This is a genomic window from Paenibacillus sacheonensis (assembly GCF_009909195.1).
In the GTDB taxonomy this organism is placed as follows: domain Bacteria; phylum Bacillota; class Bacilli; order Paenibacillales; family Paenibacillaceae; genus Paenibacillus_Z; species Paenibacillus_Z sacheonensis.
Genome location: NZ_JAAAMU010000013.1, coordinates 1 through 17,584, shown reverse-complemented (window position 1 = coordinate 17,584; position 17,584 = coordinate 1). Strand labels below are relative to the sequence as shown.

The 17,584-nt window shown below is 58.0% G+C and carries 13 protein-coding genes; 3 read left to right on the top strand and 10 right to left on the bottom strand.

The features are described 5' to 3' along the window. Positions 1-86: 86 nt before the first annotated feature. The 6 genes from pheT to GT003_RS21740 form a co-directional block, all read right to left on the bottom strand. Entirely contained in the window at positions 87-2,531 is a 2,445-nt protein-coding gene (gene pheT / locus GT003_RS21765; RefSeq protein ID WP_161701798.1) for a phenylalanine--tRNA ligase subunit beta, read from the bottom strand. Between the two features lie 16 nt (positions 2,532-2,547). Further along, entirely contained in the window at positions 2,548-3,579 is a 1,032-nt protein-coding gene (pheS, locus tag GT003_RS21760) for a phenylalanine--tRNA ligase subunit alpha (RefSeq protein ID WP_161701796.1), read from the bottom strand. 464 nt (positions 3,580-4,043) lie between these two features. Further along, on the bottom strand, positions 4,044-4,706 hold the full coding sequence (locus tag GT003_RS21755; protein ID WP_204798933.1) for a YcnI family copper-binding membrane protein: 663 nt from the start codon (positions 4,704-4,706) through the stop codon (positions 4,044-4,046). Positions 4,707-4,864: 158 nt separating this feature from the next. Then, a complete protein-coding gene (locus GT003_RS21750) occupies positions 4,865-5,578 on the bottom strand; it encodes a response regulator (protein ID WP_161701795.1) in 714 nt (237 codons plus the stop codon). 5 nt (positions 5,579-5,583) lie between these two features. Next, on the bottom strand, positions 5,584-6,450 hold the full coding sequence (locus GT003_RS21745; protein WP_161701793.1) for a sensor histidine kinase: 867 nt from the start codon (positions 6,448-6,450) through the stop codon (positions 5,584-5,586). A gap of 277 nt (positions 6,451-6,727) precedes the next feature. Beyond that, the gene (locus GT003_RS21740; RefSeq protein ID WP_161701791.1) at positions 6,728-8,368 is read right to left on the bottom strand and encodes a copper resistance CopC/CopD family protein; all 1,641 of its coding nucleotides are present in this window, start codon (positions 8,366-8,368) and stop codon (positions 6,728-6,730) included. Positions 8,369-8,845: 477 nt separating this feature from the next. On the opposite strand from GT003_RS21740, the gene GT003_RS21735 reads away from it, so the two are divergent. The 3 genes from GT003_RS21735 to GT003_RS21725 all read left to right on the top strand — a co-directional run bounded on the left by GT003_RS21735 (position 8,846) and on the right by GT003_RS21725 (position 13,602). Next, positions 8,846-11,071, top strand: coding sequence for a ribonucleoside-diphosphate reductase subunit alpha (locus GT003_RS21735; protein WP_161701789.1), 2,226 nt, complete (start codon positions 8,846-8,848; stop codon positions 11,069-11,071). Between the two features lie 239 nt (positions 11,072-11,310). Next, positions 11,311-12,348: a ribonucleotide-diphosphate reductase subunit beta gene (locus GT003_RS21730; protein ID WP_161701787.1), complete on the top strand. Its 1,038-nt coding sequence runs from the start codon at positions 11,311-11,313 to the stop codon at positions 12,346-12,348. A gap of 510 nt (positions 12,349-12,858) precedes the next feature. Next, the gene (locus GT003_RS21725) at positions 12,859-13,602 is read left to right on the top strand and encodes a hypothetical protein (protein WP_161701785.1); all 744 of its coding nucleotides are present in this window, start codon (positions 12,859-12,861) and stop codon (positions 13,600-13,602) included. Here GT003_RS21725 and GT003_RS21720 read toward each other — a convergent pair. The 4 genes from GT003_RS21720 to GT003_RS21705 form a co-directional block, all read right to left on the bottom strand. Next, on the bottom strand, positions 13,500-14,018 hold the full coding sequence (locus GT003_RS21720; protein ID WP_239565937.1) for a gamma-glutamylcyclotransferase family protein: 519 nt from the start codon (positions 14,016-14,018) through the stop codon (positions 13,500-13,502). The genes GT003_RS21725 and GT003_RS21720 overlap by 103 nt on opposite strands. Before the next feature lie 24 nt (positions 14,019-14,042). Continuing rightward, positions 14,043-16,169: a putative bifunctional diguanylate cyclase/phosphodiesterase gene (locus GT003_RS21715; RefSeq protein ID WP_161701783.1), complete on the bottom strand. Its 2,127-nt coding sequence runs from the start codon at positions 16,167-16,169 to the stop codon at positions 14,043-14,045. Positions 16,170-16,221: 52 nt separating this feature from the next. Then, positions 16,222-16,968, bottom strand: coding sequence for a LamB/YcsF family protein (locus GT003_RS21710; protein ID WP_239565938.1), 747 nt, complete (start codon positions 16,966-16,968; stop codon positions 16,222-16,224). Between the two features lie 86 nt (positions 16,969-17,054). Beyond that, positions 17,055-17,584, bottom strand: a 530-nt coding sequence (locus GT003_RS21705) for a 5-oxoprolinase subunit C family protein (RefSeq protein WP_487247394.1), incomplete at its 5' end; no start/stop codon positions are given.

Sequence of the window (17,584 nt, the reverse complement as noted above, 5' to 3'; positions counted from 1 at the left end):
CAATCCAGCCTGGCCCAAATAAAACAAAGCCGCATCGAGATTCGTTCGCAAGGAACTAATTCGATGCGGCTAAGGGCATCTCCTGCCTATTTACGCAATTCTGCTTCAAAAGATTGTTCTAATTTATCGACGACCTTGCCGTGAACTTCCGTCACTTCTTCGTCCGTCAGCGTACGCTCCGCATGCCGGTATACGAGCGACAACGCAACGCTCTTCTTATCCGCGCCAAGCTTCTCGCCGGTGAAGATGTCGAAGATGCGAATCGACTCCAGAAGTTCGCCTGCGGTCTTGGCGGCAGCCTCGATCAGCTTGCCTGCTTCCACCCCGCGATTCAGCACGACGGCGATATCCCGTTCCATGGCCGGGTAACGCGGCAGCGCCTTGTAGACGATCGCGGAATCGGCCGCTTCGTACAGGGGCGCCAGCTCGACTTCGAGCACGTACGTATCGGCGAGATCGTGGTCGATTTGAACGCCCGGATGCAGTTGGCCCAAATAACCGATCGTTACCGGACCGCGTTCGCTTTGCAGTACGATAGCTGCCGTACGGCCGGGATGCATATGCTCCGGCTGCGCGGCTTCATAGCCGATGGATCCGTTCACGCCGAGCACGTCGGCCAGCGTTTCGACGATTCCCTTCAGGTCGTAGAAATCGTACGCTTCCGCTTTGCGATTCCATTCCGCGCGGCTCCGGCTGCCGGACAGCAGTATAGCCAAGCGGTGCTTCTCATGCGGGAGACGCGTCAACGTTTCTTCGTCCGTATGGAAGACGCTGCCGATCTCGAAAATCGCGGCATCGTCGTTCTTGCGATTGCGGTTGTACGCTGCCGTCTCGAGGAGCTGCGGAAGCAGGCTCGTGCGAAGCACGCTGCGATCCTCGCTCATCGGAAGCGCCAGGCGAACCGGAAGTATGCCGGCGCCGTTCAGTGCAGGGAACAGCTTCGTGCGGTCCGGATGCGTGAACGAATAGCTGATCACTTCATGCAGCCCGGCATCCGTGAGACGCTTGCGCAGCTCGCGGCGAATCGCCTGCGGCTTGGTCAACGCGCCCGGTGTCGCGGCACCTTCGATAGCCGTCGTCGGGATGTTGTCATAGCCGTGCAAGCGGGCCGCTTCTTCGATCAAGTCGACGTCGCGGGTAATATCGCCGCGTCTTGTCGGCACATTTACGGTAAATACCCCATCGCCGGATAATTGAAACGGGAATTGCAGGCGGCTGAAAATCGTCTCCAGCTCCAGCTTCGAAAGCTCCGTTCCAAGGTAGCGGTTAATCTTGGCGATCGAGACCGTAACGACCGTTTGCTCGGCCGGTTCCGAGATTTCTTCCACGATGCCGTCGAGCACGTGACCGCCGGCATACTCCGCCATCAGCGCTGCCGCGCGGTCCAGCGCAGGAATGATTCTCGCAGGGTCGACGCCTTTCTCGAAGCGCACGCTGGATTCCGAACGCAGGCCGACTTGACGGGACGTCTTGCGAACCGTGCCGCCTTCGAAACGCGCGGATTCGAGCAAAATGTTCACCGTCGAAGCCGTTACTTCGGAATCTGCCCCGCCCATGACCCCAGCAAGCGCCAGCGGCGACTCGCCGTTCGTGATGACCAGCATATGCGGCTCCAGCTTTCGTTCCTGCCCGTCCAGCGTCCTCATCGTCTCGCCCTCGTTCGCCAAGCGTACGACGATGCGGCCTTCCGGAATGCGATCGGCGTCGAACGCGTGCAGCGGCTGACCGTATTCCAGCATGACGAAGTTCGTGATATCCACGACATTGCTGATCGGACGGATGCCCGCAGCCATGAGACGGTTCTGCAGCCAGAGCGGCGATGGGCCGACGTTAACGCCCTTGATGTACCGCGCGGCATAGTGCGCGCATTGTTCCTTCGCTTCGATCCGGACCGACGCATGGGCGGAAGCCTGCTCCGAAGAATCGCTGATCCGCGTGTCAGGCAGCTTCACCGCGCGGCCGGTCAATGCGCCCACTTCGTAAGCGACGCCCAGCATGCTGAGACAGTCCGAACGGTTCGGCGTCAAATCGAGCTCCAGCACTTCATCGTCGATGCCGAGCACATCCAGAATGGATGCGCCGACCGCGGTGTTATCCGGCAGCACGAGAATGCCTTCCTGCAGTTCTTTCGGCAGCAGCTTGTCGTTCAAGCCCAATTCCTTCGCGGAGCAGATCATGCCTTGGGACTCCACGCCGCGCAGCTTCGCCTTCTTGATCGCGAAGTCGCCGGGCAGCACCGCGCCGATCGTCGCAACGGGAACGAGTTGGCCCGCGTCTACGTTCTTCGCGCCGCAGACGATCTGCAGCGCTTCCGGACCGCCGACGTCTACCGTGCACACGTTCAGCTTATCCGCGTCGGGGTGCTTTTCCTTCGTCAGCACGCGGCCGACGACGACGCCGGTCACGCCTTTGTTGCGGGACTCGACCACGTCGATCTCGATGCCGCCGCTCGTCATCAGCTCGGCCAGCTGCTTGCCCGTGTAGCCGTCCAAATCGATATATTGACTCAACCATTTATAAGATACGTTCATCGTATATGCCTCCCTCTCACATTCGGACAAACTGGCTCAGGAAGCGCAGGTCGTTCGTATAGAAATGACGAATGTCGTCAATGCCGTATTTCAAGATCGCGATCCGCTCGACGCCCATGCCGAACGCGAAACCGCTGACTTCGTTCGGATCGTAGCCGCCCATCTCGAGCACGCGAGGGTGCACCATGCCGCAGCCGAGGATTTCGATCCAGCCGGTATGCTTGCACATCCGGCAGCCGTGGCCGCCGCATTTCACGCAGGTCACGTCCACTTCCGCGCTCGGCTCCGTGAACGGGAAGAAGCTCGGCCGCAGACGGATTTGCGCCTGCTTGCCGTACATCAGCTGCACGAACTGCAGCAGCGTGCCTTTGAGGTCGCTCATTCGGATGTTCGGTCCGATGACGAGGCCTTCGATTTGGTTGAACTGGAACGAATGCGTCGCGTCGTCATCGTCGCGGCGGTACACTTTACCCGGGCAAATGACCTTCACCGGCTTGCCGTTCATCGCCTTCATCGTCCGGACCTGTACCGGCGAAGTATGCGTTCGCATGAGGATCTCGTCCGTTACGTAGAAGGAATCCTGCATATCGCGCGCCGGGTGGTTCTTCGGCAGGTTCAGCGCCTCGAAGTTGAAGAAGTCCGTCTCGACCTCCGGTCCTTCCGCGATGGAATAACCCATGCCGATGAACGCATCCTCGATTTCCTGCGCGACCTTGTTCAGCGGGTGAACCGCGCCGGCAGCGAGCTTCTTGCCAGGCAGCGTGACATCGATCGTTTCCGCGCGGAGGCGGTTCTCCGTCTCGGCCTGCTGGAACGCGGCCTGTTTCGTCTCGATGACTTCTTCGATGGCGGCGCGCACCTCGTTGCCGACCTGTCCGATGACCGGACGCTCCTCGGCGCTCAAGCTTCCCATGCCGCGGAGAATTTCCGTCAGCGCGCCTTTTTTGCCCAAATATTTGACCCGCAGGTCGTTCAGCTGCTGCGGACCGGCGACTCCCTGCAGCTCCTGCAGCGCCTCGGCGCGCAGTGCTTCCAAACGCTCTTTCATTACCATTCAGCCCCTTCTGCGAAAATAAAAAAACGGTCCTCTCTCCCCGTAAGGGACGAAAGAACCGTGTTACCACCCTAATTCAAATTGCCCGGCCATGAACGAAGCCCACGAGCAATTCCTCATCATTCCGGATATCGGCCGGACGACCGGTGCTCCCTACCTCATGCAGCGCTGTGGCCGCACCCGTTCAGAAGCCTGCTCGGAAGCGAACTTCGGCAGCCTGATTTCCTAAAGACGCTCTCAGTCTGACGGCGTCTTCTCCCTGTTAAGAAAGCACTGCGTACTCTTCTTCCTCATTGCATTGGCGTATATGGATCTAGTATACGAAATTTCCAGCTCTCTTCGCAAGTCTGCTCCGGAGTCTTTCGACAAATGCCGTCCGCATGCATCGTTCTCTCCGAACTTCGCGCCTCCGCGGGATGCAACTTGCGCCTCGCCGTCCTTTGAGCCTCGAGTTACGTTTAGCGCTTCTTGCGGGCAAGCGCGGCGATAAGCGCGAGCGCGCCTAGGACGACTGCCGCGATCGCCAAGCCCAAAGTAACGTTCTCTTTCGTGCTGCTCCCGTCGCCGCCTGACGCATCGTGCGAATCCGCCGCCGCGCCATCTCCAGCCGCGGCCGGCGCGCCGTGTCCGTCGCCATCAGCCGCACCCGCCGCTACCGTCGTCACGGATGCCGGATGATCCGACCCGTCCGCGCCGACCCATTCTACGACCGACTTGTCGCTGTAGGTTTGGTAAGCTTTCCATGTCAGCTCCGTCGCATCGTCCGCCACTTTGCCGGAAATACGGAAATCCGTGAATTCCGTCTGCGACAGGCCGCTGCCTTCCGCCGTCCACGTGATGGACTTGATCGCTTTCGTGTCGGCCGCGAACTCCAGCTCGTATTTCCAGCCTGCCTTCGGTTCCACGCGGCTGACCGCGACGCCGTCCGGCACGGTGACCTTCACGCTCGTCGTCGTCACGTTCTCGCTCTCGCTCGGCACGCGCACCGAGAATACTTCGTAAGTGCCTTGCGTCGTCTGCTTCGGCTGCACGGTTACATGCGCGCTTGCCATCGAAGCGAACAGGAACAGCGACAACACCGCCGCTCCCAAAATGGACATTTTCTTCAACCGTTTCAACATCTGGTTACATCCTCCTCGTAAGCAAATGATCTTCATCTGCTTCGCCTCATTCGTTTATCTATGAGCGAGTATACCTTAAGTCCCATCCGGACGGCATGACTCGAACGAGCTATGCGAATGTTACGAATTCGTGTCCCGGCGGAGAAGGCGCATGCCGCTCAGTCTTTCACGAGCCCTTTCTCCAGCGCGTAACGGGTCAGCTGAACCCGGTTATCGAGATGGAGCTTCTGCAAGATGTTCTTCAAATGGTTCTTGACCGTATGCTCGGAGAGTCCGAAGTTCTCGGCGATCTGCTTATTGGAGCCGCCCAAGGCGACCTGCTCCAGCACTTCGCGTTCGCGCTGCGTCAGCGCGGTATGGAACGTTTCTGATCCCGCCTGGCTTTTGTTCCTCGCCGCCGCTTGGCCTCCAGGACTCAGTTCCTTGCCGGCGCCGCTGCCGCCGTTGAATTCCTGAAGCATGCGGAAGGCAAGCTCCTTGGACAGCGGCGCTTCATCCAATGCCACGGCCCGCAAATATTCCAGCCAGGACGAAGGCGACAGATTCTTCAGCAGATAGCCCTGGGCGCCCCGCTTGATGGATTCGAACAGGTCCGTAATATCGTCGGAAACCGTCACCATGATGATTTTGATACGCGGATCGATGGATTTAATGAGCGCGGTCGCCTCCAAGCCCGTCATAACGGGCATGTTGATATCCATCAGCACCAGATCGGGGGCCAGATCGGCCGCCAACATGACCGCCTGCTCGCCGTTCGCGGCTTCTCCCACGATCTCGAACTCCGCTGCGCCGCCCAGGATGTCGCGCATCCCTTCCCGTCCATGCGGATGATCGTCCGCCAACAGCACTCTGACCGTCCCGATTCCGCCCATTGCCGTCATCCTCCCTTCAAGACTTCTACGATCGTGCCGCCGCCCGATGAACCATCGCGCTCTTCTGCCGAGCCGACGCTGCGCACGCTAAATTGCCAGCCCATAGCGTCCGCCCTGCCCTGCATCATGCGAACGCCGTAACGGCCCTTCGCCATCAGCTGCTCCGGCTCTGCGCCGACGCCGTCGTCGCGGACCGTGCAGCGAAACGATGCCTCGTCCCCGTCGTTTCCCGTCACGGCGCGCACGACCAAGCGGGAAGCCCCTGCATGCTTCTGCACGTTGAGCATCGCTTCCCGCACGATGGCGAGCAATTCCACCTTCTCTTTGCCCGTCAGCTTGGCATCCGTCAGCCGCCAGTCAAGCTCGACGTGCAATCCCCCAAGCGACAACTCCGCAGCCATGTCGCGCACCGCCTGCATCCACTGCACGTCGGTCTTGGACGGCTCGCTTCGCAAGCTTGCGATGGATTGGCGCACGTCCTCGTAGACATGCTTGACCGTCCTGCGCAGCTGTTGCGCCGTATCCGCGACAAGCTCGGGATCCCGGGCCTGCTCCAGCTTATCCAGCTTCACGGACAACAGGAACAGCGACTGCGAGATGCCGTCGTGCAGCTCCCGCGCCAGCTGCTCCCGTTCCATGAAGGCCGCCTCGGCCGCCTTGGACTGCTGCAGCGTTTCCTGGGTATCCTCCAACATTCGAAAGAGCTTGAGCAGCAGCGTGGCCGTCACCGTAATGACGATCAGGGGGGTCAACGCGTTGCCGAGTCCCATCGACAAGTAGGGCAGCAGCAGCGTATGGCGCAAGTATTCCCACAGGGCGACCGTCAAGGTCGGCGTCCATAATATGAGCCATTTGATGCGCTTGTACGTCATGCTCTGCCCTCCTGAGCTGATTGGTTTGCGTTGCCGGCGCGAGACGGAAATGCAGCATTCAGCCGCTTCGTAAGCATCCGCTGAGCTGATTGGTTTGCGTTGCCGGCGCGAGACGGAAATGCAGCATTCAGCCGCTTCGTAAGCATCCGCTGAGCTTATTGGTTTGCTTAAGGCGATTGGTTTGCGTTCACCGACGGAGGTCGGGGAATGCAGCTTTCGCCAGCTTCTTCGTGCTGAGAGACGGGAATGCAGCATTCAGCCGCTTTGCAAGCCTGAGCTAATAGTTGCGGAAATCCACTTTCTGTACCGTCTCGTTGTCGTCCTTATCCCTAACTCGGATCTCCGCCTGCCAGCGGCCGGCGAACGGAATGAACGGACCTTCCGCCTTGTAGGCGGATTTCACGAAGCCGTCGAAGTCCGTGAGCTCCGTATCCTCGTACGTTTGGAGCGGCACTTCGATCGGCCCGAGCTCCTTGCGGTCCTGCGAGAACAGGCGGACCTGGACCGCTTTAGCCGCGCCGACTGCATCCGGCAGCCATACTTTGAGCGTGATTTCGTTAATGCCCGCTTTGTTCGGCGTAACCCTGAGGGAAACGTGCAGCTTGTCGCCCATTTGATGATACGTCACCGGGCTATTGGCCGGCAGAGGGCTGATATACGTGAACAATGCAGCAACGACGATAATGAGCGCCATTAGCGAAGCATCCACGCGCAGCAGCGCAGGCACCGGCAAACCGCCTTTCCGGATTTTCATATGAAGCGCGCCGCCTACGCCAAGCACCAGGACGACGAGGCCCGTCTTGATCAACAGCAGCGTGCCCCATGAAGTATAGAATAAGTATTTCAGGCTCGGCAGGAACAGCAGCGTCATGCCGACGCCAGATAAGGTGAGCAGCACTAATGACAGCAGCGCGGCCCGCGAGAACAAGGCGGCGAACCGGCCTGCTTCCTTGCGATCCTTCTGCCACAGCGCGAGCAGCAGCATCAAGCCGCCTGCCCATACCGCGCCGGCGGCCAGATGAACGAAATCGAACAGGACCGACGCCGACTTCGGCGAGAATACGGCGGCATGCCCGCTCCAGCTCTCGACGGCGAGAATCGCGGCAGCCCATATGGCCCTTGCGATCGGGTGCATGCGAACGAATAGAAAACCGGCCAGCGACAGCGCGAGCAGCGCGATCCATTCCTTGCCTACCGTCGTTTCCAGGAACAGCTTGTCGTAATCGCCAGAAGGATAGCCCTTCAGAATTTCACGCGCGTGCGCGAAAATATAAACTAGCACGGCGACGAGCAGCGTACGGAGCGCGATCGGCTCCCACTTTTTCAGAATGCCCGGCAGGATAACGCCCCGGCCTCTCGTGAGAAGCGGCCAAAGCATCAGCCCTGCCGTCCACAGCAATGCCGCATAGTATAAAGAACGCACGGCATAGATAATGAACTGATTGGTCGTCAACTGCGTAGAGGCGCCGTGTCCTTCGTGCCCCAGCTCCTTATGCGGGTCGAATGCCGAAGCATCCACAGCTTCGGGCGGGTTGCCGACGACGAAGACGTACGATCCGCTGACGGGATGGCCGTCTGCCGATATGATCGCATACGACACCGTATAGACGCCTTCGCCAAGCTCGGGCAGCGCCAGCGAGATCGATTTATGGTCGGCGCTCGTCTGCGGCTTCGCATCCGTCACCCGCCTCGATTTGTCGTCGAGCACCTCGACGGATCCGACCTTCGCTTCGATTGCTTCATTAAAGCCCAGCTCGACCAGCCTCGGGCTTTGCTCGTATTTGGTATTCGGTTCCGGCGCGGTGCGTTCAAGCTCGGAATGCGCGAAGGCTGCCGAAGCCCCCCCGAACAGCAGAAAGCTTGCCCATAGGCAGAGCACCGCAGCTTGTAAGAAGAAATACGCCGGTTTTCGTTGCATAGACCTGCGGCCGATCAACATGTTGTGTCGTCACGTCCTTTCAACTATTGCTATTTTAATCTATCCCAAGCGATCGATACCTTTAACTAAGCCTAAGTGTACTCGAGGGAACAGCCAAGCACCAACCGAAAATCCAACTTTTGTTTGAACGAATGCGAGCTTGACCCGATTGCGGCTAAAGTCCCTGTTATTGTCACGACACAATCGCGGCAGGAAATGCTATAATGGTTTTTCGCTTACTTACTTTTTTTTATTTTTTATTCGGGGCGATCCGCTTCCCCCGATCCGTTTGCAAAGGGCGCGGCTGTACGTTTTCATTGATTTTTCATGAAGAAAACGGCCATTTCGGAGCACCTGGATGTCGAATTGTTAGCCTTGACAGCCACTATATATCGGTGTAACTTATGGTAGTACTTACAACATATTGTGTATAACGGGTTGTCGGACGACAACCTTCGACAAGGAGTGGCTCTGCCCGTGGATATCATTAAAAGGAATGGACAGAAAGAAGAACTTATCTTTTCCAAGCTGAAGAAAGTCATTGATTTCGCGTGTGACGGTTACAGCGATTGCGATCCGCTGGAACTGGAAACAGCTCTGCTTCCGTATTTCCGCAACAACATCACGACCAAAGAAATTCAACGTACGCTGACGCAGGTTGCGGTGGAGAAAACCAGCATCGAACAACCGAATTGGCAGTATGTTGCGGCCAAGCTTCTCGTGTACGATCTCTATAAAGAATCCGCGATCAACCGCAAATACGGTTATTTCGGATACGGTGATTTCTACTCTCTGATCACGTACCTGACCGATAAAGGCTTATACGGCAGCTACATATTGGAACACTATTCCCGCGACGAAATCCGCGAGCTTGGCAATTACATTGCCCCGGAACGCGATTACTTGTTCAACTACATCGGCCTGAAGACGCTGGCTGACCGTTATCTCATTAAGAGCTTCGGCGGCGACGTGCTTGAACTGCCGCAAGAGCTGTTCATGGGCGTAGCGATGCATTTGGCTATGAAAGAAGAAGACAAGCTGGGCTGGGCCCGCAAGTTCTACGACGTGCTGAGCCGCCTGCAGATGACGGTCGCCACGCCGACGCTCGCCAATGCGCGCAAGCCGTTCCACCAGCTGTCGAGCTGCTTCATCGATACGGTTCCCGACAATCTGTGGGGTATTTACAATGTCGACTCCAGCTTCGCCCAAGTATCCAAATTCGGCGGCGGCATGGGCATCTACATCGGCAAAGTGCGCAGCCGCGGCTCCAACATTCGCGGATTTAAAGGCGTTGCCGGCGGTGTCGTACCTTGGATCAAGAACTACAACAACACGGCCGTCGCGGTCGATCAGCTTGGCGTTCGTTCCGGCGCCGTCGCCGTCTACCTCGACGTATGGCATAAAGATATTTTCGACTTCCTGAACTTGAAAACGAACAACGGCGACGATCGGATGAAGGCGCATGATATCTTCCCGGGCGTCTGTATCCCCGATCTGTTCATGCGCAAAGTGCAGGAGCGTGATTCCTGGTACTTGTTCGACCCGCATGAAGTGCGCAGCTACTTGGGCTTTGCCCTCGAAGACGCATGGGGCGAAGAGTGGGAACGCCGTTACGAAGAGTGCGTGAACCATCCCGAGCTCTCCCGCGAAGAAGTGCCGGCCATCGAGATCATGAAACGGATCCTGGCCAGCTCGTTCGAGACGGGTACGCCGTTCATCTTCTATCGCGATACCGTTAACCGCGCGAATCCGAACAAGCACAAAGGTATCGTATATTGCTCCAACCTGTGCACCGAGATCTGCCAAAACATGAGCCCGACGGAGTATATCTCGACGACTCACGAGGACGGCATTATCTCGACGCAAGTGAAATCCGGCGACTACGTCGTCTGCAATCTCTCTTCCCTCAATCTTGGACGCACGCGCTCCAAGGAAGAGATCGCGGAGGTCGTCAGCTGCCAAATGCGCATGATGGACAACGTCATCGACTTGAACCACTATCCGATTCCGCAAGCGGAAATCACGAATAAGAAGTACCGCGCCGTCGGCCTCGGCACGAGCGGCTACCATCAATGGCTTGCTTTGAACGCCATCGCCTGGGAATCCGAAGAGCATCTGGACCGCGCCGACGAGCTGTACGAGTGGATCAACTACTGCGCCGTCAAAGCATCGATGGAAATCGCCAAGGAAAAAGGCGCTTACCGCGTATTCGAAGGCAGCGAATGGCAGACCGGCGCTTATTTCGAGCAGCGCGGTTACGATGCCCCGCACTGGCAGAAGCTAAAGAAAGACGTAGCCGAGCACGGCGTCCGCAACGCTTGGATGTTCGCCATCGCGCCTACGGCTTCTACGTCGCTGATCGCCGGCTCTACGGCAGGCATCGATCCGATCTTCAACAAGTTCTTCGTGGAAGAGAAGAAGAACGCGGTCATCCCGCAAACGGCGCCTAACCTGAACGAAGAAACGTTCTGGTACTACAAGGAAGCGCACACGATCGATCAACACTGGAGCATCCGCGCCGCGGGCCGCCGTCAGCGCCATATCGATCAGGCGCAATCGTTCAACCTGTACATCACGCCGAACTACTCGGCGAAAGAGTTCATGGATCTGTATATGTCCGCATGGGAAAACGGGCTGAAAACCGTTTACTATTGCCGCAATAAGAGCCTCGAAGTCGAGGATTGCGTGAGCTGCAGCTCATAAGCAATCCGAGAATAAAATTCGCCCTGCTGGCGAAAACGGGTCTCCGATCGCTGTTGTAACCGGATTATTTTGAATTGGTGAATTCAGAAATGGTTATAATCCGGTTACAAGGCGACCACTTACGTTTCTCCGACTCCGTTTCGCCCTCCGGGCTTCATTAATTCTCGGCAATTACAAAAGATCTGCAACCACTTATTAGAGCAGAGGAACAGCAGGAATAGAAGGAGGCAGCCCATTTCATGGAACTGCAGAAGAAGAAACTTTTCAACGAAGACGGCGACCGCGACTGGGGTAAGCGCCGCATGATCGGCGGCAACACCACGAACCTCATCGAGCTGAACAACGTGAAATACGACTGGGCCACGAAGATGTACCGCAACATGATGAACAACTTCTGGATTCCGGAAGAAATTCCGCTCTCCCAGGATGCCAAAGACTACAAAAACCTGTCGCTCTCCGAGCGTAACAGCTACGATAAAATCATCAGCTTTCTGATCTTCCTGGATTCGCTGCAAACGGCGAATCTGCCGAATATCAACGAGTACATTACCGCACCCGAAGTTAACCTCTGTCTGACCGTTCAGACATTCCAGGAAGCCGTCCACAGCCAATCCTATTCCTACATCTTAGACAGCGTTTGCGCGCCGGAGGTGCGCGACCAGATTTATAACTTGTGGCGTGAAGATAAGAATTTGCTGAAACGCAATCGGTTCATTACCGACCTGTATGAGAATTTTATTGCCAATCCGTCTTCGCAGAACCTGATCAAGACGATTATGGCTAACTATATCCTGGAAGGCATCTATTTCTACAGCGGCTTCAGCTTCTTCTATGCCCTGGGCCGTCAAGGCAAGATGCTCGGAACGGTATCCGAAATCAAATACATTCAGCGCGACGAGCTGACTCACCTGGCCTTGTTCCAAGGGATTTTCCGGGAGATCCGCAAGGAAAACGCCGACATGTTCACGCCGGTTCTGATCGAAGAGCTGCGTCAAATGATGCGCACTGCGGTGGAACATGAAATCGAGTGGGGACAATACATCACGAACAACCAAATTCCAGGCCTCACCGACGAGATCATCGAGCACTACATCAAGTTCTTGTCCAACGAACGGCTGCGCAAGCTGAACCTGGACATCTTGTATCCGGAGATCGTCGAACATCCCATGAGATGGGTTGAAAGCTTCAGCAACATGAACGGCATGAAAACCGACTTCTTCGAACAGAAGGTCACGAACTACAGCAAATCGTCCAACCTCAACTGGGGCGATCTGTAAAACCGATCCTTCATCGACCGCTTCCTGGCCCGTCTCAAGGGCAGGAGGCGGTTTTTTGCGCGCGAATGCGGCCCGAGCGAGTTGGACATGATTAGAACGTTTCGGGAAATGCTCCCTTCATGGTACAATACGTAAAGAAGCCGCTTAGACTTGTACGTATCATCTCATTCTATGCTTGCTGCTTACGGAAGCTTCCAGAAGCCGCCGTCTCCCCCGAAGCCGATTCGACGCACGGATAGGCTACAAGCCTCCGCCGCGCAAGGAATCGGCGTCGTAATCGATTGCGAAGGGACTCGGCTATCCGCCACCATTCATCCAAGTTACGAAGCGTTTCACCGCCTACAACGGGTATCGCGAACGCAGTACCGGACCGAAACCGTAACTCCGCTGCCGAACATTGACGCGCAAGACTAAAGTCCAGCCGCAAAACCAGACTGCAGCCGTTATCACGCTTTCCGGACATCCGTGTACACTTGATGAAGAACGATCGTGGAAAAGAGGGTATCACATATGTCTCAACAAATTTATGTCATTAATGCGGCTTTAGCCGTCCTGCTGCTCCTGCTCGCGTTATGCGCAGGCTTCTTGTCGGGCAGTCTTGCTTTCCGCAAAACGGAAGAATCGCTGCAGCGCACATCCCTCGCGACGCTGGCCTTGATCGGTTTGATGACGCTGATCTCCATCGGAAAAGTAACCATGCTCATTGCGACGTATTCGTATCGCAGCTGGTTCGTCCTTGACTCGGCGCTGCTGTTCCTGACGCTCATCGTGGTCCCCACGATCGCCATCGCCTTCTTCTCGCTCCCCCGCCTGCTTCAGCTGGCCAAGCTGCGGCCCCGCGAATCGGAAGCGGCGATCAGCCGCACGAAACGCCGTGCCGCCTCCGAAGTGAGACTTGTCGTACCGATTCAGGTACTCGTCATCGAAGCGCTTCTGTACGCCTCCATCAATGTTTTCCCGCTTGGCATGGCGCTTCGGAAGCAAATGCTGGTTATCGGCTTGTTCGTACTCATGTCGCCCGCCGTACTGATATGGCGGCAATCGGTCCGTCACCGGCGCATTCACCGGGATGACGGCACGTCGACCATACATCTGATTAAACGGGTCGTCTTTATCACCATGGCCTTCATGCTCTTGGCATTCGGAGTCATTCATACGATGAATAACGCAAAAACGCTCAGCGACGATGCCGCTGAGCGTGACGAATTATTTCCCTTCTCCATTACCATATCCCCTGCCTTCACAGGCAAATAGCTCTTATTGCAATTCTGCCCTGCGGGCTGCATAGTCCGGCCAATACGACTCCTCGATGGCCGGGCAGTCCCGCGGCTTCTCCCACACGTATACCCAACCTTGCCTTGCCGATGACTCCAGATCGACAGCCCATACGCGCTCGTAATCATTCTCCTCTTCGATCCGTAGAACGCTTCCAGCTCGTCCATCTGCCTGAGCCCTTGTTCATCGACCGTGATCCATAACCCGCGAACCGCCATACCGTCCGCATCGGCCTCTTCGTCGCGCAGCAGCGCGGGATAGGAACCGCAATCGACCAGGCGGCCGCGAATCCGGCCCGGCTCCTGATCGCGGATAAACGGAGCCGCCACATGATGATTCGCCTGTCCCGGAAGAAGCGATCCGTAAATAAAGACCGTAAACCGCCGCTCATTCATCGGCTGCAGCCTCCTATCGAAGGTTCAAGCCGTCTGGCTGCGATGCCTGAACCAATTCTCGAATAAATTCGCCGGGATCGGCCGCGTATAATAGTAGCCCTGCGCTTCCTCGCAGTTGCGCTCGCGCAGCAGCTGAATTTGCTCGTCGTTCTCCACGCCTTCGGCGGTTACCTTGAGCTTCAGCGTCTTGGCCATCGTCGTAATGGTCTGGATGATCGCCGCGTCGCTGCCGCCCTGCGCCAGATCGTTCACGAAGCTCCGGTCGATCTTCAGCTTGTCGATCGGGAATCGCTTGAGCGAGACCAACGAGCTGTAGCCGGTCCCAAAATCGTCGATGCTGATCTGAACGCCCAGCTCCTTCAAGCTGGACAGCGTCTCTGCCGCGAACTCTACGTCGCTCGTCATGCTCTCCGTAATCTCCAGCTCCAAGTATTGCGGCGGCATGCCGGATTGCTCCAGAATCTCCTTGATCCGTTCCGCCAGCTGCTGCTGCCTGAACTGGCGCATCGACAGATTGACCGACATCATCATCGGGGGAAGACCCGAATCCTGCCAGGCTTTGTTCTGCCTGCAGGCCGCGCCCAGCACCCATTCGCCAAGCTGCAGGATGAGTCCGTTCTCTTCCGTCAGCGGAATGAATTCTCCCGGCGGCAGCAACCCCCGCTTCGGATGATGCCAGCGTACCAGCGCTTCCACGCCGACGACCTTGCCGCTGTTTAAGTTCACGAGCGGCTGATAGGCCAGCGCAAACTGCTCCTCATCGATCGCGCGGCGCAGATCGCTTTCGAGACGCAGCCGATCCTGCGCGCCGCGGTTCATCTCGGGCTCGTAGCTCGAGAACTCGTTGCGATGCGCCTTCGCCGAATACAGCGCCGTATCCGCGTTCTTGAGCAGGACATCGACGCTGTCCCCGTCCTGAGGATAGAACGAGATGCCGAGGCTGATCGTAATATGGTATTCGGCTTCATCGAGCACGAACGGGGCATCGAACAGACCCATAATCGCTTTCGCTCGCTGCTCGATCGGCTCCCCTTCCTTGTCCACGTCCGGCATGAGCAGGGCGAATTCGTCGCCGCCCATCCGATAGAGGCGGTTCGCTTTGCTTGCCGCAAGCCGCAGCCGATCGGAGACGGCCTGCAGGATCCGGTCGCCGAAGGAATGCCCCAGCGCGTCGTTGATCGTCTTGAAGCGGTCGATATCGAGCAGGAAGACGGCAAGGCGGCTGTTGGACGACCGTGCCTGCTTCAGCTCCTCGTTCAGCTGCTCCTTCAGCAGCCGGCGATTGGATAAACCGGTCAGCTCATCGTAATTGGACAGCAAATGAATGCGGGATTCCGAGTGCCCGTACTGCCGCAATGGCTCCCCGATCGCCATGGCATACATGCCGTTCATCAGGAAGAAGTAGCCCGCCAGCTTATACGCATGGCCGATTAGAAAATCGCTGTCATGCGGATGGGCGCTCAGCATGAATTGGAGCGCCGATAGCAGCAAGAAAGCGAGCGATAGAATAATCGTCAACAATGCCTGCGGACGTTCGTTCCGATTACGGAACAACACGATGCTCAACGCGCCGAAATAAGCGAAAGCAACCACCGTTTGAGCCGCGAAGCGCAGCATCTTCACGCTTCGTTCCGAATCCAAGAGTGGCACGGCATGCTGCGGCAGCTGAAAGTAGACCGCCGCTGCTGCGCTAGCAAGGCCGATTCCGATCAGGATGACGGGCAATCGTCTTCCGGCCGGCACCGGGACATCGCCGCGACTCAGAATAACGAGTACTCCGACGGCTCCGGCCAGCTGCGCCGTCAGCGTAAAAAGCAGCGACAGCGGCATCGCCCCGCCGATCATCCGATAGAACGGCATGCCTTCAGCAGTCAGCCCATGGAGCATTTCGAAGATCCCGACCGCCCCGAACAATGCCGCCAGGTACAGCTGATGCTTCGAGAACGAGGGGAAGTAAAACAAGCAGCCCAGTACCAGCATCGTGAAACAGAGAGCAAAGCTTAGCAGTTCCATGCCGGAATGAAGGAACAGGTAGGATTGCGCCGGGATCGACCCATACAGTCCGCGATGGAAAACTCGCAGGAGAACAAAACTAACAATAGCGGCAAATGCGGTACCCATCGTAATTTTTTCCGCCCGGTTTATCGACATAACGTCCTCCTTCAACAAGTTAGTCCATGATGGGTGCGTGCCTTATGCCGGTTTATGGACGATGAGGCGGTCGTAATTCGATGTTTGCTGAAAGAAGCCCTTCATGAAGGCGAGCGGCGAATGCTGCCGCGTGCGGCCCGTCGCCGTGCAGGCATACCGTATCTCCCTGCATGGGTATGCGAGCGCCGCCGATCTCGATATGGCCTTCGGTAATGATCGTGATCGTCTGGGCAAGCGCATCTTCCGCGCGAAGGTGCACGGCGTTCGGCTCCGATCTTGGCGTTAAGCTGCCGTCCGTCCGGTACGTGCGGTCCGCGAAAATCTCCGCCGCGCGGCGCAGGCCCTGACGGTCCGCTTCCGCGAGCAGCGCGCTTCCCCATTGCGCGTACAGCATCAGCTCCGGGTCGAATGCGCGGACAGCCCGCACGAACGCATCGGCAAGTTCGGGCGAACGGCCGGCCATATGATAGAGCGCGCCGTGCGGCTTGACATGATGCAGTCTGCCGCCGGCGGCGCGCACGAAACCTTCGAGCGCGCCGATCTGGTACAGCGTATAGTCGTAGACGTCCTGCGGCGCGAGCGCCATCTCGCGGCGGCCAAAGCCAAGACGGTCCGGGAGGCCCGGATGCGCGCCGATCGCCGCCCCGGCCGCGACGGCGCGTTCCGCCGCTTCGCGGATCGTATGCGGATCGCCGGCGTGAAAGCCGCAGGCAATATTGACGGACGTGACGAAGGCAAGCAGCGCTTCGTCTTGACCGAACGTATACGTGCCGTAGCTTTCTCCGAAATCGCAGTTCAAGTCGATTTGCCGGCATGGACCCGGCAAGGTGTCATTATGTATGCTTTCGATTTGCAGACGCTCCTCTCTTCTCGCTTCGGAGCAGGTTAGACAGCGTGGATGGCCAAAGCAGCCGCCAGCAGCCGCATCTCCCGCTCGAAGGCGAGGTGCAGCTGCTGGGCCCGGGCCAGCGTAATTTCCGTGAAAGCGACCCAGTCGCCAGGCTTGCACTGCGCGAGCAGCGGCAAGTCGACCGTTGCGACATGGGCAATGATGGGGTAGCCGCCGGTGGTTTGGCAATCGGCGGCGAGGATGATCGGCGTCCCGCCGGCCGGCACCTGAATCGTGCCGGCGACGACGCCGTGCGACAGCGGTTCCGCGCTGTCGCTTCGTTCCAGCGGGGGTCCGGAGAGGCGGACCCCCATGCGGTCGGAGGCGGGAGCCACGCGATAGCGCTCCCGCTTCAGCGCCGTACGGGCCGCTTCGCGGAACTGCCCGTACCAGGCGCCCGGCATCACGCGGAGCCGGATGCCGGATTGGTTCGCGCCGCCGTAGGCGAAGGGCGGCGCGAACCAGCCCGGGGCCGCCCAGCTTCGGCGGCGGCCCTCGGGCTCTGCCGCGGCGCGCGCGGCAAGCG